Raw genomic sequence first — 22,339 nt, 5'->3', positions numbered from 1 at the left:
CTTGATCCATGGTGAAGGGAAGCGTTTCCGGTGACTGAGCAAGCTCCTGGCGTCCGCCGACGAGCCACGCGCCGGGTTCGCCGTGCGCCGGTGTCGTCCACGCTGCCGCGGCTGCTGCTGGCCGCCGTCGAGCGAGCCCCGGAAGCGCCCGCGCTGCGGTTCGACGGGCAGACCCTCACCTACACCGAACTCGACCAGTGGTCCTCGCGCCTGGCCAGGGTGCTGATCGCGCGCGGCCTCGGGCCCGGCGACCGCTTCGTCCTCGCGCTGACCCGCTCGATCGAGTCCGTGGTCGCGGTGTGGGCGGCGGCCAAGACCGGGGCCACCTTCGTGCCGGTCGATCCGCGGTACCCGGCCGAACGAGTTGCCCACATGCTCACTGATTCCGGTGCCGGGTTCGGGCTGGCGAAGGCGGCGGACGCGGCACGTCTCGACGCGGGAATCCAGTGGCTCTCCATCGATTCCGACGAGTTCCACGCCGAGTCGGCCGCGATGTCGGACCAACCGGTGAGCGCGGGCGAACGCCTGCGCAGGCTCTCCCCGGACGATCTCGCCTACATCATCTACACCTCCGGCTCGACCGGCGTCCCCAAGGGCGTCGCGGTCACCCACACCGGTCTGGCCGGGCTGTGCGCCGAGCAGGTCCGCCGCTTCGGTATCACCGGCGACTCGCGCACCCTGCACTTCGCCTCGCCCAGCTTCGACGCCAGCATGTTGGAGATGCTCCTGGCGATCGGGGCGAGCGCGACGATGGTGATCGCACCGCCCGATGTCTACGGCGGCGACGAACTGACCGAACTACTGCGCGCCGAACGCGTGACCCATGCCTTCATCACCCCCGCGGCCCTGGCCGGGCTCGACGCGGCGGCGCTGCCGGAACTGACCGCGCTCGCCGTCGGCGGCGAGGCGTATCCGCCCGAGTTGATCGCACAGTGGGCGCCGGGCCGCGCGTTCTTCAATGTGTACGGCCCGACCGAGACCACCATCGTCTGCGCGATGAGCGATCGACTGACCGCCGACGACGTGATCACCATGGGCGACACGATCCCGGGAATGACGGCACTGGTCCTCGACGGCCGATTGCGTCCGGTTCCGGACCGTGTGCCCGGTGAGCTCTACCTCGCGGGCGAAGGTCTGGCCCGCGGCTATCACGACCGGGCCGGGCTCACCGCGAGCCGGTTCGTGGCCGACCCGCTCGGTCGCGGCAGGCTCTATCGCACCGGCGACCTGGTGCAATGGGTTCCGGTGCCCGGCGGGGTCGGCCTGAAATTCCTCGGTCGCACCGACGCGCAGGTGAAACTGCGAGGCTTCCGCATCGAACTCGGCGAGATCGACGCGTTGTTCGCCGCCGACGACACGGTGCGCTTCTGCGCCACCCTCATCCGCACGCTGCCCAGCGGGGAGAGCGCGCTCGTCTCCTATCTCGTCGCGGCCGCGGGCGCCACCATCGACACGGCGGCGCTGACCAGGTTGGCCGAGCAGCACCTGCCCCAGCACGCGGTGCCCGCCGCGATCGTGGTGCTCGACGAGGTTCCGCTGACGCCGGTCGGCAAACTCGATCACCGGGCACTGCCCGCGCCGGAACTTGTCGCGCGCGAGTTCGTCGCGCCACGCGGCGCCACCGAACTCACGGTGGCGGAAGTCTTCGCCGAGCTGCTCGGCGCGGACCCGATCGGGCGCGGCGACGATTTCTTCGCCCTCGGTGGCAATTCACTGCTCGCCACCCAGCTGGCTGGTCGTCTCGGTGCCGCGGTCGGTGTGCGAGTCCCGGCCCGCACCGTTTTCGAACACGGCACGGTGGCCGAGCTGGCGACCGCGCTCGACGCGCTGGTCGGTGACGCGTCGGTACGCGTGCCGCTGACCCGGCGTGACCGCGGAGCGCACGTCCCGCTGTCGCTCGCCCAGCAGCGCATGTGGTTCCTGGCGCGACTGGATCCCGAATCCAGCGCCTACAACATCCCGGTCGCGCTTCGCCTGTCCGGCCGACTCGACACCGCCGCGCTCACCGCCGCGCTCGACGACGTGCTCGAACGGCACGAGGTGCTGCGCACGGTGTACCCCGAGCACGAGGGCGCGGGCTTCCAGCAGGTGCTGCCCCTGGCCCAGGCAGGTCTCGACGTGCTGGTCGACCCGATCGCGGAATCCGACCTGCCGAGCGAACTGGCCCGGCTGACCTTCGGTGGGTTCGATGTGTGCCGTCGAGTTCCCGTGCGCGCGGCCGTGTTCCAGCTCTCCGCGACCGACCACGTGCTGGCCGTCGTGGTGCACCACATCGCCACCGACGGCTTCTCGCTCGGCCCGCTGACGCGCGACCTGATGACCGCCTATGCCGCCCGTGCCGGCGGCGTCGCGCCGGGCTGGGAGCCGTTACCCGTGCAGTACGCCGACTACACGCTCTGGCAGCAGGAAATGCTCGGCGCGGCAGACGATTCCAGCTCACTGCTGGCCGCGCAGCTCGGGTTCTGGCGCACGGCGCTCGCCGGTGCCCCCGCTCTGCTCGAGCTGCCCACCGACCGCCCGCGTCCACCGGTCGCGGGCACCCGCGGTGCCGCACAGGACTTCGCTGTTTCCGCGCAGGTGCATACCGCACTGGAAACCCTTGCGCGCGAACACAACGCCTCGCTGTTCATGGTGGTGCGTGCCGCGCTGTCGGTGCTGCTGGCGCGGGTCGCCGGGACCGATGACGTCACCGTCGGCGCTCCCGTCGCGGGCCGTGGTGAACCCGAGCTCGACGATCTCGTCGGCATGTTCGTCAACACCGTCGTCCTGCGCACCCGTATCGACGCCGCCGAATCCTTCGCGGCCCTGCTCGATCGGGTCCGCGATATCGACTTGGCCGCCTTCGCCCACGCCGATGTGCCCTTCGAACGGCTTGTCGCCGAACTGGATCCGCCGCGCACCCAGGCCCACCACCCGCTGTACCAGGTGGCGCTGTCGTTCCAGAACTTCGGCGCCACCCGCCTCGAGCTGCCCGAGTTGACGGTGTCGGCGGTCGATCTGGGTGAGGAAGCCGCGCCGGTGGACCTGCAGCTCACCGTCGTTCCGCTCGAGGACAGCGACGGACCCGCCGGTCTGCGCTGCTCCTGGCGCTACGCCACCGACCTGTTCGACGCCTCGACCATGGAGACGCTCGGCACCCGCCTGGCCGGGCTGCTCGCCGCGGCCGTCGCCGCTCCGCACCGGCCCGTCGGCGACCTGCCGCTGCTGACGGCCGCCGAGCTGACCGAGCCCTCGGGCGAACTCCGCCCCGTCGCGGACTCGACGTTGCTCGACGAATTCCGGGCCCGTGCACAGCATCGTCCGGACGCGCCCGCGGTCACCTTCGGCGAGGTCACGCTGAGCTACGGCGAGCTGGCCCGTCGCGTCAACCGACTGGCCCGGCTGCTCGTCGCCGACGGCGTGGGTCCCGGAAGCACTGTGGGCGTGGCGATTCGGCCGTCGATCGAGCTCGTCGTGGCCATGTACGCGGTCTTCGCGGCCGGTGGCGCCTACGTGCCGCTCGATCCCGATTCACCCGCCGAACGTCGCGCCGATATCCTCGCCGCCGCGCAGCCGGTGTGCCTGCTGACCACCACCGCCGACGCGATCGAAGCCGACGGCCTGCCGGTCGTGTCGGTGGACCGGGTCGCGCTGTCGGCCTTCTCCGACACCTGGCTGACCGATGCCGACCGCCTGCGCCCGCTGCGCACCCTCGACCTGGCGTATGTGATCTTCACGTCCGGCTCGACGGGCAAGCCCAAGGGCGTCAGCGTACCGCATTCGGCGATCGTCAACCAGGCCGCGTTCATGGTCGGCGAGTACGGCGTGGGGGAGTCCGACACTGTCCTGCAGTCGATTCCGTTCACCTTCGACGCCTCGATGATCGGTTTCGCCACCCCGTTGCGCGCGGGCGCGCACATGATCGTGGCCGCCTCACACGGGCTCACCGATCCGGCCTATCTCGCCGAACTCATTGCCCGCCACCGTGTTACCGGCACCACGATCGTGCCCTCGGTGCTCCAGATGCTCCTGGATTCCGCGCCGACCGGCGCGCTGCGGTCGGTGCGCGCGGTATGGGTCGGCGGTGAAGCACTGCCGAACGCCACCATCGAACGCTTCACCACCGTCACCGCGGGCCGTCTGCACAACCTGTACGGTCCCACCGAGGCCACCGTGTCGATCACCGGCGCCGACGTGACCGAGGTGGGCGACGGCATCGTTCCGATCGGCCTGCCGCACTGGAACTCTCGCGCCTACGTACTCGACGCGCGGCTGCGGCCGGTGCCCGTCGGCACGCCCGGCGAGCTGTATCTTGCCGGTGCGCAACTGGCCCGCGGCTACCTCGGCAGCCCCGACAAGACGATGGAACGATTCGTCGCCGACCCGTACGGTCCGGTCGGCGAACGCATGTACCGCACCGGCGATCTGGTGCGCAGGCTGCCGTCCGGTGACCTGACCTACCTGGGCCGCACCGACGTTCAGCTCAAATTGCACGGCCTGCGCATCGAACCCGGTGAGATCGAGGCGGCGCTGCGCACGCATCCGGCGGTCGCGGGTGCGGCGGTCGCGGTGCACCACGAGCAGCTGGTCGGCTACGTGACGCCCCTCGATGCCGCGGTGGACACCGCCGAGGTGCTGGCCACCATCCGAACCCTGCTGCCCCCGTACATGATTCCGCACCGCCTGCTGGTGCTCGACGAGTTCCCGCTCGGTGCCACCGGCAAGCTCGACCGCAAGGCGCTGCCCGCGCCCACCGTGGAGATCCGCGAATACCAGGCGCCTGCCACCGCCGACGAGCAGATCGTCGCGACGGCGATCGCCGAGGTTCTCGACCTCGAACGGGTCGGCCGCGACGACGACTTCTTCGTGCTCGGCGGCACCTCCCTCGCGGCGATCCGGGTGCGCGCCACCCTCGCCGAGCAACTGGGCATCGAGGTGCCGCTGCGCCTGCTGTTCAGCTATCCGCTGGTCAGCGACCTGGCACTGGCCCTGCGCGACGAGTCCTCGGCCTCGGCCGCCGGGCCGGATCCGGCCGTCGACGCGATTCTCGACCCGTCGATCGACCTCACCGGCTGCGCACCGCAGCGCATCGGCGCACCGGCCACGCTGCTGCTCACCGGCGCCACCGGATTCCTCGGCAGCTTCCTGCTGCGGGAACTCCTGGAGCAGACCTCCGCGACCATCCACTGCCTGGTCCGCGCCACCGATGACGCGGGCGCGGTGGATCGCATCGTCTCGACCGCCGCGAAGTACCGCATCGACCTGACGCCCTACGTCGACCGAATCGTCGGCGTACCCGGCGATCTCGCGCAACCGAACCTCGGCATGGACCCGCTGCGTTTCGCCGAGCTCGCGGCGAGGGCCGACGCGATCTATCACAACGGCGCGCTGGTGAACCACCTCGAACCGTATGCGCGGATGCGGGCGGCCAATGTCGGCGGCACCACCGAGGTGTTGCGCCTGGCCACCACCACCCGGGTCAAGCCGATCCACTATGTGTCGACCCTGTCGGTGCTGGCGGGGGTCCCGCAGGCCAACGGTGTGCCCGCCGGTCTGCCCGGTTACGCGATGACCAAGTGGGTCGCCGAGCAGCTGGTGCACACCGCGATCGAGCGCGGCGTTCCCATCGCCGTCTACCGCCCCGGCCTGATCACCGGCGACTCCCGCACGGGCGTGGCCCCTTCCGAAGACGCCTGGTGGACGATGTTGCGGTCCATGCTGGTGCTCGGGGTGGCTGTCGATGTGCGCGCGATCGCCATCGAGATGGCCCCGGTCGACCATGTCGCGGCGGGGATCGTCAGCCGATCCCGCCAGGCGGCGGCCATCGGCAATATCTTCCGGGCCGCTGGTGCGCAGGTGCCGCTGCAGGTCGTCTACGAGGAAATCCGCAGCCGCGGTTACCGTTTCGACTTCATCGACCCGATGGAATTCGGCCTGCAGCTCTCCACTGCCGCCGAACGCCCCGACGCGGACCCCATCCTGGCTCGGGCCTCCGCGCTGAGCGGCAACTACGCGGCCGCTCTCGCCAAGGCGAACCCGGTGGCGGTGCTGAGTGAGGTGGAATCGGCCCCGGTCGAGCCCTTCCGCGGCCTGCCGATCGAGTTCCCCGCGGTCGACGCCGAGGTCATCGCCCGCTACTTCGACCACTACATCGACATCGGCTTCTTCCCCGCGCCCGATGCCGAGAACCTGGCGCGGGCCTGAATCCAGGACCACTGCTGTGGCGGAGGCGTCCCGCAGGAGCACGAGCTCCTGCGGGACAGCGGATCACTTCGCGTAGTCGTAGAACCCACGCCCGGTCTTGCGGCCCAGTCGGCCCGCGTCCACCATCCGGCGCAGCAGTGCCGGCGGCGCGTAGTGCGGCTCGGCGAACTCCGCGTACAGCGACTCCGACGCCGCGAGGGCGATGTCGAGGCCGACGGTGTCGAGCAGCGTCAGCGGGCCCATCGGGTAGCCACAGCCGCCCTTCATCGCCGCGTCGATGTCCTCGGCGGTGGCGTAGCCCGACTCGAGCATCCGAATCGCGGAACAGAGGTAGGGGATGAGCAGCGCGTTGACGATGAACCCGGAGCGGTCACCGGCCTGCACGGCCATCTTGCCGAGGGTGTTCTTCACGTAGTCGGTGACGGCCGCGGCCGCTTCCGGCGCGGTCACCAGGGTCGAGATGATCTCGACCAGCGGCATCACCGGCACGGGGTTGAAGAAGTGCACACCGACGACCCGCTCGGGCCGCTCGGTCGCGCCCGCCACCTTGATCACGGGGATCGAGGAGGTGTTGGTGGCCAGGATGCCCTCGGGCTTGACGATCTTGTCCAGCTTGCCGAAGATCTCGTACTTGAGCGCCTCGATCTCCGGCGCCGCCTCGATCACCAGGTCGCGATCGGCGAACTCGTCCATGTCCAGGGTCACGCGCACCCGCGCGAGCACGGCGTCGGCCTCGTCCTGGGTGATCTTGCCCTTGGCGACGCCGCGGGCGATCGAGGTGGCGATCCGGTTCTGCGCCGCCTCGGCGAACTCCGGCTTCGTCTCGAGCACGAGCACCGAGCTGCCCGCCTTGGCGCACACCTCCGCGATACCCGCACCCATCGTGCCGCCGCCGATTACACCGATCAACTCCATTGCCGAACTCCCAACATCGCATTGCCCTGGTTGTCCCGGGGATTATTTCACCCGGGCTGGCACTCAGTGCCACAGGCTGCCGGAACGTGAGCTATCGCACGGGCCGGACATGCCCCTGAACAGGGAATTCGTCAGGCGAGCCGATTCACTTACTCGTTGGGTACACCGCGTCGACTTCGACTTCGACCAGCCATCCCGCCACCGGCAGACTCGCTACTTCAAGGGCGAAGCGGCTCGGCCGTGCCGCGTTGCGGACCAGGGGCGCGGCCGGTGCCGCGGTGCCGAGGGGGACCAGCTCGGTGTCGCCGGTGGTGAGATTCGTATTGGCGAAGAACTGCCGGTAGGCGCGGTTCCAGCCGGCGTAGTCGGCGCGGTCGGTGCCGGGGGCGTTGTCGAGGAACACGCGCATGCTGATCACGTTGTCCAGCGTCAGGCCCTGCGCTTCGAGGTTCTCCCGGATTCTGGCCAGCACCGACATGCCCTGTGCTTCGGTGACGGTGACACCGGCGGGCAGCTTCGCGTCGGCGAACTGCTGGGTGTCGATGAAGGATTCGGGGCTGCCGGTGGGGGCGGCTTTGTTGGTGGCGGTGGGGCCAAGGCCGCTGGTCTTGTAGACGGCGGCGTCGGCGGCGATCGTCACGCCCTGGGCGATCATCGGATTCGCCTGTCCCACTTCGAGAACCGACGTACTCGGCGCGCCGGTCGGCTTCGACTCGACCGGATCGGCCGAACAGGACGTGAGGGCGAGCGCTGCGAGGGTTGTCACGGCCAGGGTGATCGTCGTCTTCATGGTCGATACTCCTTGTCGGGGTGAGAGATTCAGGCGGCGACGCGAGCATGCAGCGCGGTCACCACATCGCGGGCGGAGGTGAAGGCGCCGTGCTGCCAGGCGATCGCATTGGACAGGTGGTCGCCGGCGAAGTAGATGCGCTCCACGGGGGCAAGGAGTTTCGTGTACTCGGCGGTGGCCTCGCCGCCGTGGGAACCGCTGCCCGACCAGCCGACCCACGCGCCCTCGGAGTACTTCGTTCGTCGCCAGCTGCCGGAGAACGACGAGGCGATGTCGCTGCGGTACCTGTCGCCGTGGATCGCCGCGCCTTCGTCGACGGCTTTCGCCAAACGTTGCCGGTGCGTGAGTGATTCGAACCCTTGATGGCGTTTGCCGGTGTTGTAGTAGCCGACCACCACGCCACGGTCGCCGTTGTAGTGGTCGTACGGGAACATGATCTGTGCGATGTCTTTGTCGGTGTTGCTGGAGCCGCCGTAGATCCGGTCGTCGAGCTCCCACCAGCGGCGCGAGTATTCGATGCCGAGCTTGCCGGAGGACACCGGGATCGCGGCCTTCAGCGCGGTGAGTACGTCAGCGGGCAGGTTGTTGGCGAGGCGACCGACGAGATTGGGCGGCAGCGTGCAGATGCAGTAGTCGGCATCGAGGGACTTGTTCGTGCCGTCCTGGGTGTATTCGATCCGCACACCGTCGGGGGTGTTCTTCATCGCCGACACCTCGGCGCCGAAATGGATGCGCTCCTTACCGATTTCGCGCTGGAAGGCGGCGTAGATGCGGTCCATGCCGCCGACCGGAGTCATCATCATCATGGCCTGGTCGTAGCCGAATTCGAAGCTGAAATTGCGGCCGAGGCCGCTGCGGATCGTGTCCGACAGGGGGAACGGCGCCGGCTGTTCGCCGAAGTTCAGGCCCGCACCGGGCTCGGAGGTGTAGCCGCGCCGGGTCGAGCCGAGATAGCGGCCGTCACTGGAGAGGTCACCGAAATCGCGCAGGAACGAGGACAGCGCCTCCTTGTCGGCGCCGGAGAGTACATCGTCGAGTGCGCCACGCGACGCGGCCTTTTGCAGCAGTTCGGACATGTAGCCGTACATATCCGCTTTGGCCGCGCGGTATTGCACCGACTGACCGGAGATCGAGGTGCCGCTCTGGTAATTCACGAGGGTGTTGGCGTTCTGATTGCCGAACGGCTGGATCTCGACACCGAGTTCGCGACAGTAGTCGAGGGTGATGTGGCTCTGCGGGATTCGCGTGGCGCCCAGGTTGAAGTAGTGCCCTTCGGCGAAGGTGCAACTCTGGGTTTCGCCGTTGAGATCGGTTTCGGTGGTGCCGTTGCGCACCGACCACACCCGCCCGCCCGCGCGCTTCCTGGCTTCGAGCACGGTCACGTCGTAACCGGCTTTGCCCAGTTCGTAGGCCGCGCACAACCCCGAGGGCCCGCCGCCGAGGATCGCCACCTTCGCGCCACCGTCGGCCTTGCCGATGAGGTCGCCCATGGCGGGCGAGCGGAACGACACCTGCGCCGTCGCGGGCGCGAGGCCGAGGGTCGACATCGCGCCGTAGGCGAGACCGGCACCACCGGTGATGCCGAGACTCTGCATGAATGATCTTCTGGTGACTGCCATGGGAAGCTCCGTCCGCCGCGATATCCGTTCTGCGACAGCGTCCGTCGAGGGTGGGTCGTGGCCGCTACGCCGTGGAAAACGTTCACCGATCGGTGAGTGAGATCGCCGTCGGCACTTTCTCGCTCGGTGTCCATCGCTTGACTCGCGCCCGCAATACCCCCGAAACCAGCTCTGGTTAACCTCGCCCGCACCGGCAACTGGGAGGTGTGTGGTGACGGCATTGGCCGACGCGGTCGCGCGGTCGTTCGCGGCGGGGGAGCCCGAGCGACCTGCCGTGTCGCCGTTGCGCGCGCTCGGGCGCAGGCAACTGTCCGGGGTGGCGCTGCTCGGTCAGTCGGTGGCCACCACCGCGCCCGCCGCGTCGATGGTGCTGTTGCCGGTCACCATGCTCACCCACGACACGCTGCTGCCCGGGGTGGTGACGATCATCGTGGCCACTCTGGTCGTCACCCTGATCGCGTTCTGCGTCGCACAGTTCACCCGGCGGCTGTCCGCGGCGGGCGGCCTGTATACCTTCGTCAGCCATGGCGCGGGACCGCGTGCGGCGCTGACGTGTGGTGTCGGAATGCTCGTGAAGTATCTGGGCAGTGCGTCTTTGACGATGTATCACGGGTCGCAGACCGCGCTCGCGTTGGCGGCGCAACTGGGAATCACGCTACGCGGCTGGCAGATCGGGGCGGTCTACCTCGGCATCGCGGTGCTGGTCGGGGCGGTGCTCGTGCGCGGCGTGCGGTTCGCCGCGATCGCGATTCTGGCGGTCGAGGCGTGTTCGCTGGCCTTCATCATCGGCCTCATGCTGGTATCGGGGCCCGCCGTCGCGATCACGCCGACCGCACCGAATGTTCCCGCGGTGCTGGCGATCGCCATGTCGGCGCTGTTCGCGCTCGCGGGCTTCGAGAGCGCCACCTTCTTCGCACCGGAGACGCGACGTCCGCTGGTCACCGTTACCCGCACCGTGCTGCTCACCCCGGTCCTGTGCGGGGCACTGTTCATCTTCGCGTCGTGGGCGGCCTGGTCCGGGCATGCGGGAGCGGTGGTCAACGCGTATCTGCACGGGACGGCCAGTGGGTCGAGTCTGCTCGTGGTGATCTTGCTCGACGCGGGGCTGACGTGCTCGTGGCTCGGATCGTCGATGGCTTCGTCCAACGCGGCGTCGCGACTGGTGTATTCGATGAGTGTGGAAGGTGTGTTGCCACGGCTTTTCAGCCGGGTCGGGACTCGATTGCGGACCCCGCACGTGGCGTTGGTGGTGATCATCGGAATCGTAGCGACGGTCGGTTCGGGCTTCGTCGCGCTCGACGGTGTGCCCGCCGTGGCCAAGACCGTCATGCGCACGGCGCTGGCGCTGTCCTACATCCTCGTCGCGGTGGGCGCTGTGCTGTTCCTCGGCCGTATTCACGAGCTGAGCCGGGCCGACCGTTTCGCCGGGTGGATCGGCAGTGGCGTACTCGCCGCGGTGCTGGTCTGTCTGACGGTGTCGGATGCGAGCGACGGTGTGGTGGTCGCGCCCACGACCGTGCTCGCGGTGCTGGTGGTCGGTGCCGCCTGGTACCGGTATCTGCGCGACGCCCGTCCCCGAACGCTCACGGCCATCGGTGTTTTCGACAGTCCCGAATCCGCTGACGTGCTGCCCGGTGCCGGGGTGTTCGCCGTCAACGCCCGCGGCGCGATGGCGCTGGTGGGGGCGGACCGCGGCCAACAGTGACAACGACGACCCGCCGCGACGGCCCGACCGGGCACGAGCCGAGGGCTGTCCAGAAGGCACTGGCCCTGCTCGAAGCGGTGGCGCAACTCGGCTCGGGCGCCACCGCGAAAGACATCGCCGCGCAGACCGGCATCGCCCCCGCGACCGCGTACCGCCTCCTGAATCTCCTTGTCGCCGACGGCTATCTGGTGCGGATCGAGGACCTGTCCGGCTTCGCCCTCGGCCGCCGTACCCGCGAACTCGCCGGGGCGGCCGCGCCGGAGCCTGCCTCAGGCAATTCCCGCATCCTCGGCGAACTACGTGCCCAGCTGCGCTTCGGCATCCATCTCGCCTCCTTCGCCTGCGGCCGGATCAGGATGATCGACAAGGACCCCGACCACGAGCTGAGCGGGGAGAAGGTGCTGGTCAACTATCCGCACGCCTCCGCGATCGGCAAGATACTGATGGTGCGGCACCCCGAATTCGCTGCCGAGGCAACCCTGCGCAAGGTCACCACCTTCACCATCACCGAAGCTGCCGACCTCGCCGCCGAACTTCGCCGAGTCGCCGTGAACGCCGTCGCTGTCGAGGTGAACGAATGCCGCCTCGGCCGCAGCGCCGTCGCCGTTCCGATCCGCACCGCCGACGGCACCATCACCGGCGCCCTGGCCGCGATCGGCAAGACCGGCCGTCTGCCCGTGCACGACCGCGACCTCATCGACCTGCTCACGTCCTCCGCTGACCAGCTGACGCTGTGACAGCGGCGCTATTTCTCGCTGTCCGGCTGTGGTCGAACGGTGAGGATCTGCTCGGCGCGCCCGACGGGACCGCGAATGTCGTGCAAGACGGTGCTCGTGATGCCTTGGCCGGTGTGGCCGAAGGTGACAGTGGTGTCGAGGCCCGTCCACCCCGCCTCGGGTTGCCGGTAGAGGTGAATGGTCAGATCCAGGTTGGGGAACATCCATTTGGTGGGTTCTTGGCGGACCGCGATGCCGTTGGCCGTGTCGACCAGGGCTACATACGACGCCAGGGCGCTTGCCTTTTCGCCCGCGACCAGATCGAGAGGTGTGGACAGCCACGCCGTGGTGCGTCCGGGCTGGGGGATACCGACCGGCCGAGTCTCGAGTGAAGCGACGTATCCGCCGGGCCACACGGAACCGAGCGGCCACGGCGACAGCGATTCCGGCGCGGGGAGTCGGTCCGGCTCTCCGCCCGCGACGGCGCAGGTGTCCTCGGCCGTCATCAGCCAGGCGCGCGCCGACACAGTGACACTGCCCGCGATGGTGACCGTCGCCTCGACGAGTTCGATCGTTCGACCCGGACGGATGGTTTCGACGTGAATATCGAACTGCTCGAACGTGTTTCGTCCGAGGATATCGAAACTCAAGCGGCTGATCAGTAGCTCGGCTCGTCCTTCGTCGGCTCGCGCTCGTTCGATCTCGTGGACCAGCAGCCCGCCGAGCGGGCTGAAGTGCTGCTCATCGACAGCCCAGGCCCCTCTGGCGTGAACCGTCGGCACGAAGCTGTGCGCACCGACCCGTTCGAAATAACTGGGTCGCGGTTGCGCCGTATACGTCACCGGGTTGCGCCTTTCGATCAATTCTCGTTCTCGCCACCGATATGACCACGCGGTCATATCGGTGACTCGACTGTAAGCTGGGGCGGTGCGTCAGGCAACCGGATCGGGGACCAAAGGGGTGCCGCGTCAGGAACGGGAGCGACGAATACTGGCCGCTGCCACGCTCCGTTTCGGCACCGACGGATATCGGCGAACGTCATTGGAGGCTGTCGCCGCGGAGACCGACATTTCCAAGGCGCTGATCTTGAGCTTGTTCGGCAGCAAGGACGCCCTGCATCTGCGGTGCGTGCAGGAGGCTGGTGAGGTGCTGGTCACCGCGATCACCGGAGTGCTCGCCACCAGTCCGGCCGAATACATGGCTTCCGACACCCTCCGGTGCATCTTCGAATCACTGCGTGACCGGCGATACGACTGGGAACTGCTCCACGACACGACGGTGCTGGAGACCACGGCCGGCGGGCGGGCAGCGCTGACCTACCGCGCGTCGATCCGCGCACTCGCGATGGACGGAACCTTGGCGTTGCTCGGTCCTCGGGGCCCGGTGGATCCGACCGACCGCGAGATCCTCGCCGACGTGTGGCTGGGGATCCTGTCGGCACTGGTGAGCTGGTACCAACGCCATATCGATGAGGTGAGCATCCCCGAGATGCTGGTGCGGTGCACCACGGTCGCGACAACCGTCGGTGATGTCGCGTCGATCGCGGGCCGCGAATCCTTCAGCCCTCGGGTCGACAGCGATGCCCGGAACGCGTTCTGACCGAACGGTTTCCGGAACGCTCGGGGGTCGGCGATCCGGTGGGAGCGCCGACCCCGACGAGCGTGCAGCGGTTTCGGTTATCTGACCGGCGTCAACTCCGGCTCCGCGGATTCTGGTTGTCCGCGTCCGAGGATCGAGTGCCTGCGACCGTACGCGAAGTAGACGATGACACCGAGTGCCATCCAGATCACGAAGCGCAGCCAGGTCTCGATCGAGAGGTTGACCATCAGCCACAGGCAGGCCAGGGCGCCCAGGATGGGAACCACCGGTACGAACGGGACGCGGAATCCGCGCGGCAGATCCGGACGGGTCCGGCGCAGCACCAGCACCCCGATCGACACCAGCACGAAGGCGACCAACGTGCCGATATTGACCATTTCCTCCAGCGTGCCGAACTCGACGAAGCCGGCCAGCAGCGCGCACACCACACCGACGAGCACGGTCAGCCGAACCGGCGTGCCCTTCTTGCCGGTCTTGGCCAGACCTCGGGGCAGCAGACCGTCACGGGCCATGGCGAACAACACCCGGGTCTGCCCGAGGAACATCACCATCACCACGGTCGACAGCCCGGCCAGCGCGCCGATGGCGATGATGTTCTTCACCCAGGTCGCGCCCTGGATGGCGAAGGCGGTGGCGAGCGTGGCGTTGCCGTCGGCGAGTTCGGTGTAGGACACCATGCCGGTGAGGACCACCGAGACCGCGATGTAGAGCACCGTCACGATCGCCAGCGACGCCAGGATGCCGCGCGGGATGTCGCGCTGTGGGTTGCGCGTCTCCTCGGCGGTGGTGGCCACCACGTCGAAGCCGATGAAGGCGAAGAACACCAGGCTGGCCGCGGCGAGCAGTCCGTACCAGCCGTAGCTGGTGCCACCGGATCCGGTGAGGAAGGCGAACAGCGACTGGTGCATACCCTCGGCCTTCTCCGACGGTTGCGCGGGCGGGATGTAGGGCGTCAGGTTCGACGGCTTGAAGTAGGTCGCGCCGACGACCAGCACCAGCGCGATCACACCCAGTTTGATCGCGACGGCGACGGCCGAGACCCGCGACGACAACTTGGTCCCGGTCGCCAGCAGCACGCCGACCACCGCGATGATCAGCACCGCGCCCCAGTCGAAGGTCACCGATCCGAGGTGGACCACCGGCGCCGACGACCCGAGCACTTCGCCGAGGTATTGCGACCAGCCCTTGGCGACCACCGACACCGCGAGCGCGAACTCCAGGATCAGATCCCAGCCGATGATCCAGGCGATCACCTCACCGAAGGTGGCGTAGGCGAAGGTGTACGCGCTGCCCGCCACCGGCACGGTCGAGGCGAACTCCGCGTAACACAGGGCCGTGAGCCCGCAGGCGATCGCGGCGAAGACGAAGGCCAGCGAGACCGCGGGTCCCGCCACCGTGCCCGCGGTGCGCGCGGTGAGGGTGAAGATGCCCGCGCCGATCACCACCGCTACACCGAAGATCGTCAGGTCCTTGGCCGTCAGATCCTTACGCAGCTTGGCATCCGGATCGTCGGTGTCGCGGATCGACTGTTCGACGGACTTGGTGCGGAACAGTCCGCTCTTCGACATCATCGCAGCGACCTCGGAATGGCATCGAGACGGCGCTCGGCGAAGCGGTTGGCGGCGGCGCCGGTCCCGATTCCCTCGGTGACGGCGGCGGCGATGATCTCGCGGCAACGCGGGTAGATGTCGGCGACCTCGGCTTCGACCTCGGCGGGCGAGGCGGCGCGCAGTTCACCGGCCACCTGGATGAGGCCACCGGCATTGGCGACGAAATCGGGCACCCAGATGATGCCGCGCTCGGTGAGCGCCCGCTCGACTTCGGGGGTCGCGAGTTGGTTGTTGGCCGCGCCGCAGATCAGCTTCGCCTCGATCGTCGCGGCGCTGGCCGCGGTGAGGGTGGCGCCCATGGCGCACGGTGCGTACACGTCGACCGGTGCGGTGGACACCGCCGACAGCAGCCGCACGGCGGGCAGTTCGTCGGTGATGCGCGCCAGCGCCGCCTCGTTCACATCGGTCACGCAGACCTCGGCGCCGTCGGCGAGCAGCAGGGCCGTGAGCTCGCGGCCGACCTTGCCGACGCCCTCGACGCCGACCGTGCGACCGGCCAGTGTGGGTGCACCCCAAACGAATTCGGCACCGGACCGCATCGCGTGGAACACGCCGAGCGCGGTCAGTCGGGCGCTGTCACCGCTGCCGCCCGCGCCGACGCTGCGGCCGGTGACATGGCGGGTGTGCCTGCCGATGACGTCGAGATCGTCGGTGTCGGTGCCCACGTCACCGGCGGTGATGTAGCGCCCACCGAGGGTTTCGACGAAGCGCCCGTAGGCGGCGAGCAGGTCCTCGCTCTTCATGGTGGCCGGATCGCCGATGATCACCGCTTTGCCGCCACCGAGATCCACCCCCGCCGCCGCGGCCTTGTAGGTCATGCCCCACGACAGTCGCAGCACGTCCTGCAACGCGGCGGATTCGTCGGCGTAGGGGTAGAAGCGGGTACCGCCGAGGGCGGGGCCGAGCGCGGTCGAGTGGATGGCGATGATCGCCTTCAGCCCGGACCTGTCGTCCTCGCAGAACACGACCTGCTCGTGGGCGCGGGCACTGAGCTCGTGCGATCGGCCGAAGACTCCTGCCTCGGTGTGCACAACGGTCACTGTCGATTTCCTTTCTTGTTACCGCGCAGCAAGGGTCGTGCCCGGCGTGCGACGGTGTTGTGGTGGTGCCGCGGGTATGCGGCGGTGTGGGTGCGCGGCAGGTGCCGGAGGGCTTCAGTCCTCGATGCCGAGATCGCGCAGTCCGGCGCGGTACAGCTCGACGTTGCCGAGTTTGATGTCCTCGTAACCGCGCACTACATCGGTCAGTGCGGCTGCTGCGGTGGCTGTGTCGTAGTTCTCGGTGGTCAGGCCATCAGCCAGTCGTCGCACCATGTCGGTGTAGTGGGCCAGCAGTTCGCGTTCGACCTTGCGGACGTGGGCGTAGCCGAAGGGGTCGAGCAAGGTGCCGCGCAGGAACTTCCCCTTGGCCAGAACCTTCAGCGCCACATGCGACTTCGGCGTGAGTCCGATCTTCTTGTCCCGACCCAGTGCGCGCAGCATCGGCGGGTGCAGCTTGTAGGTGAGCTTCTCGCCACCCGGCACCTGGGCTTGCACGTCGGCGAGGAAGTCCGGGTCCACGAGCAGTCGGGCCACCTCGTACTCGTCCTTGTACGCCGTGAACTTGAACAGCCCGCGTGCGACCGCCTCACTGAACTCGGTGCGCTCGGTGACAAAACGTTCTGCCGCCCAGACTGATTCGACCGTCTCGAGGTAGCGGCGCGCCACCTTCGCGTTCTGGTAGCCGATCAGCTGCGCTGCTCGCAGTTCCGCGAGCCGGCGCACCTCGCCCTCGAAGCTGGTGTGTGCCAGCAACTCCGCGGGCGCCACCGGCTGGGTGCGCCGCGGCCGACCTGTTGCGACCGCCGCCGCGAAGGCCGCCGGATCGGCGACGGCGACCCGCCCCCACCGGAACGCCGCGATGGTGGCGTTCACCGCGACACCGTTGATCCCGATGGCTTCCTCGATCGCCGCGACGGGCAGTCGCAGCCCGCCGGTCTGCACGGCCGCGCCGACGATGAGGAAGTTCGCCGCCGCTGTATTCCCGAACAGGGTCAGCGCCGCCGCGAGCGCGTCGAAGTGACTGATCGAATTCGTTGCCGTGGCAAGCCGATCCAGCAGCGTGTCCGTCGCGGGGTAGGTCACCGACTTGTCGAAGACCATCTCACCGGTCGGGGTCTGGCTCGTCGACGCGACCGCCACCGTGCTCGCCGCATCGCCGTACTGGAGGTAGCGGGGGTCGGTGGCGGTCAGCAGGTCGACGGCGAGCAGACAGTCCGCGCTGCCCGGGGTGAGCCGGTTGGCGGGCTCCAATTCCGTTGCGGAGAAACGCAGGTGCGACAGCACCGGACCGGCCTTCTGGCTCAGGCCGATCTGGTCCAGGCTCTCCACCTCGTAGCCGGCGCGCAGGGCGGCGGTGGCCAGCACCTGGTTCACCGTCACGATGCCGGTGCCGCCGATGCCGGCGATCAGTACGTTCTGGGTGCGTTGCGGTGCGTCCACGGCCGGATCGGTCACCGCGGGCGGCTCGATGGTCTTGCGCCGCTCGGCTTTCCCCTTGTCCGGAACCACTTCCACCGTCACGAACGACGGGCAATCGCCGTCCAGGCAGCTGTAATCGGTGTTGCACGAGGTCTGGTCGATGCGGGTCTTGCGCCCGAATTCCGTCTCGACCGGCTGCACGGACAGGCAGTTCGACTTGGCGCCGCAGTCGCCGCAGCCCTCACAGACGGCCTCGTTGATGACCACCCGGGTGTTGCGGACCGGCAGCGTTCCGCGCTTGCGCTGCCTGCGGGCGTCGGCGGCGCAGTGCTGGTCGTAGATCAGCACGGTGACGCCCTCGATCTCACGCAGCATCCGCTGCGCCTCGTCGAGCCGGTCGCGATGCCACAGCAGCGTGCCCTTGGCCAGTGCCCGCTTGTGGTGGCGCTTGGGATCATCGGCGCAGATGATGATCTGTCCGACGCCCTCGGTGGTGAGCTTGTGGGTGAGCTGGGCGACGGTGATCCCGCCCTCCACGTCCTGGGCGCCGGTCATCGCGACGACCTCGTTCCAGAGCAGCTTGTAGGTGATGTTCACCTTGGCCGCCACGCATGCCTGCACGGCCAGCTGGCCGGAATGGAAGAAGGTGCCGTCGCCGATGTTCTGGAACAGATGCGGGACGTCGGTGAACGGCGCCTGCCCGATCCACTGGCTGCCCTCACCGCCCATCTGGGTCAGCCCGGTGACCGCGCTGTCGGTGCGCCCGGACATGGTGACCAGCGTGTGGCAGCCGATGCCGCCGCCGCCGATCGAGCCGTCGGGCAGGGCGGTGGAGCGGTTGTGCGGGCACCCGCTGCAGAAGTAGGGGGTCCGCTTGGCGGAGAGGACTTCGAGCGGAAGTGCCGGTGGCGCTGCCCTTTTCAGTTCGACCCGCCCGCGCAGCACCCGGCGCAGCGGGGCGAGCAGACGTCCGGCGGTGAGTTCGCCGTCGACCGGCATCAGTCGCGCGCCGCGCTCGTCCTGCTTGCCGAGTACCCGCGGCGCGTCCGTGGTGCCGTAGAGGATCTCGCGGACCTGGGTTTCGATGAACGCGGTCTTGTCCTCGACGACGATCAGTTGCTCCAACCCGCGGGCGAACTCGGTGAGTGCGGCCGAGCCGAGCGGATACGGCATGCCGATGCGCAACAACCGGATTCCGGCCTGGTGCATGGTTGCCTCGTCGACACCCAGATCCAACAGTGCCTGGCGGACGGCATCGAAGGTGGTGCCGGTGGCCGCGATCCCCACCTTCGCCTCGGCCGGGTCCACCTCGATCACGTCGAGGGCGTTGGCCGCGCCGTAGGCGTGCACCGTGGCCCAGCGCGGTCCGTACAGGTCCGCCTCGGCGAGCACGCTGTCGGTCGGCGCCGCCATCGGCCGCTGCCGGTAGACGAAAGGCTTTCCCTCCCACTGCACTTCGGGCACCGTCACGGCCAGATCGGCCACGCCCGCGTCGACCGTCCAGGCGCCGTCGGCGACATCGGCGACGATCTTCAGCGCCACCACACAGCCCGACGCCCGCGACAGCGCGATGCCCTGCATGCCCAGGGTGATGATCTCCTCGGCATTGCGCGGGAACAGCACCGGAACGCCCATGGCGGCCAGCGAGCGTTCGCTCACCGCGGGCACGGTCGACGACTTCGAGGCCGGATCGTCGCCCACCAGCAGCAGCACGCCGCCGCGCGGGTTCACCCCATACATGTTGGCGTGCCGGATGGCGTCGGTCGCGCGGTCGACGCCGGGGCCCTTGCCGTACCAGACGCCGACCACGCCGTCGTGGGTCGGCCGTCCGGCGGGCAGCTCGGCCTGGCTACCCCAGACCGAGGTGGCCGCCAGCTCCTCGTTGAACCCGGGAACGAAGGTGATGTCGTGCTCGGTGAGCACCTCCGGCATGCCGAGCAGCATCTTGTCCACCCCGCCCAGCGGGCTGCCCTGGTAGCCGGAGACGAATGTGGCGACGCGGCGACCGGCACGGATATCGCGCACGTGCTGTTCCACCATCAGCCGGGCGATGGCCTGGACCCCGGTCAGCAGCACCGGGCCCGCGCCGGAGCGGTAGCGATCGGCGAGGTCGTAGGGTGCGGCCGGGTCGGCCAGCGGTCGGGCGGTGGAACAGACGACGCTGGTCATGATCACCTCACTGCGCGAAGGAACTTGCTATCGGTGCAGCGAAATGTGCCGGTGATGGGTGATCTGTGTCAACAGTCGGCCGAAAAGTTGATCAGACTGCTCAAAAGTGATCTGCGCCACTGACTCGAATGCGTCAATCTGCTCGAGTCGCGAGACCTAGGTCACATCGCGGGTGTTCGTCAGATGCTCGACCAGGGGCAGGCTCCGGTACCCGATCGGGGTGGCCAGCGCGAGCATCGTCTCGGTGTGTTTCACGCCCTCGATGGCGTGGACCCGCTGGATGATCTCCAGCAGGTCCTGCTGGGATCGTGCGGCGATGCGGACCAGCAGATCGGCGCGGCCGGTGGTGGCATGCACCTCGAGTACGTGCGGGAACCCGCGCAACGTCTCGATGATCGGATCCATCTTGTTCTGGTCGAGTTCGATGCCGAGGAACGCGTGCACCGCGAACCCGATCGCCTGCACATCGATATCGGGCGGATACCCCCGCACGGCGCCCGAGGCCTCGAGCCTGCGCATCCGCGCCTGCACGGTATTGCGGGCGACCCCGAGCCGTTGCGCCAGCTCGAGGATCGGCGCCCGCGGATCACGGGCCAGTTCGGCCAGCAACGCGGCATCGAGTGCGTCGAACTTGATGGTCATGGGCGCATTCTGACACGCCGCGAACCGGCTGACTTCACACCGGACTCAGCCGTGCAGGGTCGGTCGGTAGACGAGTTCCTGGATGTCGCCGTCGAGCGTGCGGTGCTCGAGCAGTTCGAGGTCGAAGTCGGCCGCGCCCCGGAAGATCGGGTCGTCACCGGTCTGTCCGGTGATCACCGGGAACAGCGTCACCTGGACTCGGTCTACGAGTCCCGCGGCCATCAGCGCCCGGTTCATCGACACACTGCCGTGGGAGCGCAACGGCACCGCGGACTCCTCCTTGAGCCGGGCGACGACATCGACCGCGTCACCGCGCACGAGGGTTCCGTCCGGCCAGTCGAGCGGCCCCTCGAGGGTGTTCGACACCACCGTCGCCGGGAGATCGCGCATCCGGGTGACCCAGGGGTCGCGCACCTCGTCCACGTCGCCCGCGGCCAGCATGTCCGCGAACGCCCGATAGGTGTTGGGCCCGAAGATCATTCGCTGCTCCACCTCGAACTGGGCGAGGCGGTGTTCGAGCAATCCGGGGCCTTGCTTGCCCCAGTACCCACCCCAGTCACCATTACCGTTGTAGCTGCCGAAGCCGTCGAGGCTGGAAAAGACATCGAAGGTGTAAGTGGTCGCCATCGGGTTCTCCTGATCGTCTGCGGGTTGTATCGATGCAGACGAGCTCACCCGGGCAAACTCATCGCCCGATGCCGCGTTCCCCGGCCGATCGGGTTACGACGGCCCGAGGAGGGTGACCGCTTGCAGCGCCAGATGCAGCTCCGCCGACTGCACCGGGTCGGCGGTGTCGCGGCCGGTGAGGTCGCGGATCTTGCGCAGGCGGTAGCGCACCGTATTGCGGTGACAGTGCAGCTGTTCGGCGGCGGCGGCGGTCGATCCGCGGCAGTGATACCAGGCATCGAGCGCCCCGATCAGATCGTCGCGTTCGGCTGCGGGCAGTCGAAGTACGGGCCCGAGGATCTGGGTCGTGGCACGCCGACTCGCCTCGGGCACCGTGACGAGCAGGTGGGCCACGGGCTCGCTGCCGAACCGGACGACGGTGTGCGCGCCGGGTCGCGCGCTGCGGGCGGCGAGGCGTGCCTCGGTCAGTGCGCCGGGAATGAAGGTCGGGCTGGTGAAGGGGGCGCTGAGGCCGGTCCGCCCGTCGACGAGCTCGGCCAATGCGATGGCGGCCCGTTCGACCGCGGCGGGCGTCGCCGAGGACAGCAGCCCGGTGTGTGAGTCGATCTGCGAATCCCACACGGATCTGGCGCCGATATCTCGCAACGCACCGACCAGGCTGCCGGGGAGGGTGGCGCCGGGGTCGGTGGTCTCTATCGACACGACAGCGAACGTGCCGCTCTCGGACAGGCCCAAGGTGCGCAGCGCGGTCAAGGTGTGCGCGGGATTGTCGGAGTGGTCGTCGAAAAGCGTACGTACCAAACGGTTCTGGGATTGCGCGTCGACATGCGCGAGCATGATCTCGGTCTCGCGGTAGGCCTCGACCGCCGCGTCGGAGAACGAGTCGATCAGTTCCCACAGTGCGGTGGCGAGGTCGTGCAGGCGCGGATCGCCCGGACCGGTGGACCGGGCCGTGAGTTCCTCCCAGAGCAATCGGCCGCCGAGCCGGAAGGCGTGCAGCAGCGCGGCGATCGGGACTCCACGCTCGGCCTTGAGTCGTCCGACCGCGCGCGCGGTGTGCAGCCGCGTCGGCTCGGCTCCGGACAGGGTGGTGATGATCGCCGTGAGGTTGTCCAGGCATGCCTGCTGGAGTTCCTCGGCCGTGAGCAGCCCCGGATCGGCATAGGAACGGTCCGCGGCGGCGATGCGACTCACCAACTCCTCGGCCAGCTGCTCGACCGAGTCGAGCAGCTGTGCGGCCGGCTCGAAGGTCGACGTGGCGGTGGTCGGCAGTGGTGCGGTCACCCCTCGATGTTAGGTGACACG

Annotated in this window: 14 protein-coding genes; 4 read left to right on the top strand and 10 right to left on the bottom strand. The window is 68.6% G+C overall.

Annotated features, from left to right (window positions below; genetic code table 11):
- Positions 1–30 precede the first annotated feature (30 nt).
- Positions 31–6,183 carry a non-ribosomal peptide synthetase gene (locus ASD42_RS08140; protein ID WP_084787041.1) on the top strand — a complete coding sequence of 2,051 codons (6,153 nt, stop codon included), beginning with the start codon at positions 31–33 and terminating at the stop codon, positions 6,181–6,183.
- Between the two features lie 63 nt (positions 6,184–6,246).
- Here ASD42_RS08140 and ASD42_RS08135 read toward each other — a convergent pair whose 3' ends face one another.
- From ASD42_RS08135 to ASD42_RS08125, 3 genes are all read right to left on the bottom strand, one after another.
- Complete coding sequence (locus tag ASD42_RS08135) at positions 6,247–7,098, bottom strand: 3-hydroxybutyryl-CoA dehydrogenase (RefSeq protein ID WP_056812222.1); 852 nt, start codon at positions 7,096–7,098, stop codon at positions 6,247–6,249.
- A gap of 145 nt (positions 7,099–7,243) precedes the next feature.
- Positions 7,244–7,888, bottom strand: coding sequence for a Rid family hydrolase (locus ASD42_RS08130; protein WP_056812218.1), 645 nt, complete (start codon positions 7,886–7,888; stop codon positions 7,244–7,246).
- 29 nt (positions 7,889–7,917) lie between these two features.
- Complete coding sequence (locus ASD42_RS08125; RefSeq protein ID WP_056812216.1) at positions 7,918–9,483, bottom strand: flavin monoamine oxidase family protein; 1,566 nt, start codon at positions 9,481–9,483, stop codon at positions 7,918–7,920.
- A gap of 235 nt (positions 9,484–9,718) precedes the next feature.
- Here ASD42_RS08125 and ASD42_RS08120 point away from each other — a divergent pair, with 235 nt between their 5' ends.
- Together ASD42_RS08120 and ASD42_RS08115 are read left to right on the top strand one after the other, a co-directional pair.
- Complete coding sequence (locus ASD42_RS08120; protein ID WP_056815768.1) at positions 9,719–11,212, top strand: APC family permease; 1,494 nt, start codon at positions 9,719–9,721, stop codon at positions 11,210–11,212.
- Entirely contained in the window at positions 11,209–11,949 is a 741-nt protein-coding gene (locus ASD42_RS08115; RefSeq protein ID WP_056812213.1) for an IclR family transcriptional regulator, read from the top strand. The genes ASD42_RS08120 and ASD42_RS08115 overlap by 4 nt, the downstream gene beginning before the upstream one ends.
- Positions 11,950–11,957: 8 nt before the next feature.
- On the opposite strand, the gene ASD42_RS08110 is transcribed toward ASD42_RS08115, so the two are convergent.
- The gene (locus tag ASD42_RS08110; protein WP_056812210.1) at positions 11,958–12,770 is read right to left on the bottom strand and encodes a thioesterase family protein; all 813 of its coding nucleotides are present in this window, start codon (positions 12,768–12,770) and stop codon (positions 11,958–11,960) included.
- An 85-nt stretch (positions 12,771–12,855) separates the two neighbouring features.
- On the opposite strand from ASD42_RS08110, the gene ASD42_RS08105 reads away from it, so the two are divergent.
- Positions 12,856–13,527: a TetR/AcrR family transcriptional regulator gene (locus ASD42_RS08105; RefSeq protein ID WP_084787039.1), complete on the top strand. Its 672-nt coding sequence runs from the start codon at positions 12,856–12,858 to the stop codon at positions 13,525–13,527.
- Positions 13,528–13,604: 77 nt separating this feature from the next.
- On the opposite strand, the gene ASD42_RS08100 is transcribed toward ASD42_RS08105, so the two are convergent.
- The 6 genes from ASD42_RS08100 to ASD42_RS08075 all read right to left on the bottom strand — a co-directional run bounded on the left by ASD42_RS08100 (position 13,605) and on the right by ASD42_RS08075 (position 22,318).
- Positions 13,605–15,098: an APC family permease gene (locus ASD42_RS08100; RefSeq protein ID WP_056812203.1), complete on the bottom strand. Its 1,494-nt coding sequence runs from the start codon at positions 15,096–15,098 to the stop codon at positions 13,605–13,607.
- Positions 15,095–16,177: a Glu/Leu/Phe/Val dehydrogenase dimerization domain-containing protein gene (locus ASD42_RS08095; protein WP_056812200.1), complete on the bottom strand. Its 1,083-nt coding sequence runs from the start codon at positions 16,175–16,177 to the stop codon at positions 15,095–15,097. The genes ASD42_RS08100 and ASD42_RS08095 overlap by 4 nt, the downstream gene beginning before the upstream one ends.
- 114 nt (positions 16,178–16,291) lie before the next feature.
- Positions 16,292–19,765, bottom strand: coding sequence for an indolepyruvate ferredoxin oxidoreductase family protein (locus ASD42_RS08090; RefSeq protein WP_056815765.1), 3,474 nt, complete (start codon positions 19,763–19,765; stop codon positions 16,292–16,294).
- Between the two features lie 156 nt (positions 19,766–19,921).
- A complete protein-coding gene (locus ASD42_RS08085; protein ID WP_056812198.1) occupies positions 19,922–20,407 on the bottom strand; it encodes an Lrp/AsnC family transcriptional regulator in 486 nt (161 codons plus the stop codon).
- 45 nt (positions 20,408–20,452) lie between these two features.
- Complete coding sequence (locus ASD42_RS08080; RefSeq protein WP_056812196.1) at positions 20,453–21,034, bottom strand: dihydrofolate reductase family protein; 582 nt, start codon at positions 21,032–21,034, stop codon at positions 20,453–20,455.
- A 93-nt stretch (positions 21,035–21,127) separates the two neighbouring features.
- Positions 21,128–22,318 (bottom strand): PucR family transcriptional regulator, encoded by a 1,191-nt coding sequence (locus ASD42_RS08075; protein WP_084787038.1) that lies wholly within the window; start codon positions 22,316–22,318, stop codon positions 21,128–21,130.
- Positions 22,319–22,339: the final 21 nt, after the last annotated feature.

Source organism: Nocardia sp. Root136, assembly GCF_001427185.1.
GTDB classification, from domain to species: domain Bacteria; phylum Actinomycetota; class Actinomycetes; order Mycobacteriales; family Mycobacteriaceae; genus Nocardia; species Nocardia salmonicida.
The sequence above is the reverse complement of the archived record's forward strand: the minus strand, read 5'-3'. Positions and strand labels throughout refer to the sequence as shown.

Bases quoted from the DNA above. Each gene is read 5' to 3' on its own strand.
- ASD42_RS08135 (WP_056812222.1), bottom strand. From the start codon at position 7,098: ATGGAGTTGATCGGTGTAATCGGCGGCGGCACGATGGGTGCGGGTATC.
- ASD42_RS08130 (WP_056812218.1), bottom strand. From the start codon at position 7,888: ATGAAGACGACGATCACCCTGGCCGTGACAACCCTCGCAGCGCTCGCC.
- ASD42_RS08125 (WP_056812216.1), bottom strand. From the start codon at position 9,483: ATGCAGAGTCTCGGCATCACCGGTGGTGCCGGTCTCGCCTACGGCGCG.
- ASD42_RS08100 (WP_056812203.1), bottom strand. From the start codon at position 15,098: ATGATGTCGAAGAGCGGACTGTTCCGCACCAAGTCCGTCGAACAGTCG.
- ASD42_RS08090 (WP_056815765.1), bottom strand. From the start codon at position 19,765: ATGACCAGCGTCGTCTGTTCCACCGCCCGACCGCTGGCCGACCCGGCC.
- ASD42_RS08085 (WP_056812198.1), bottom strand. From the start codon at position 20,407: ATGACCATCAAGTTCGACGCACTCGATGCCGCGTTGCTGGCCGAACTG.
- ASD42_RS08080 (WP_056812196.1), bottom strand. From the start codon at position 21,034: ATGGCGACCACTTACACCTTCGATGTCTTTTCCAGCCTCGACGGCTTC.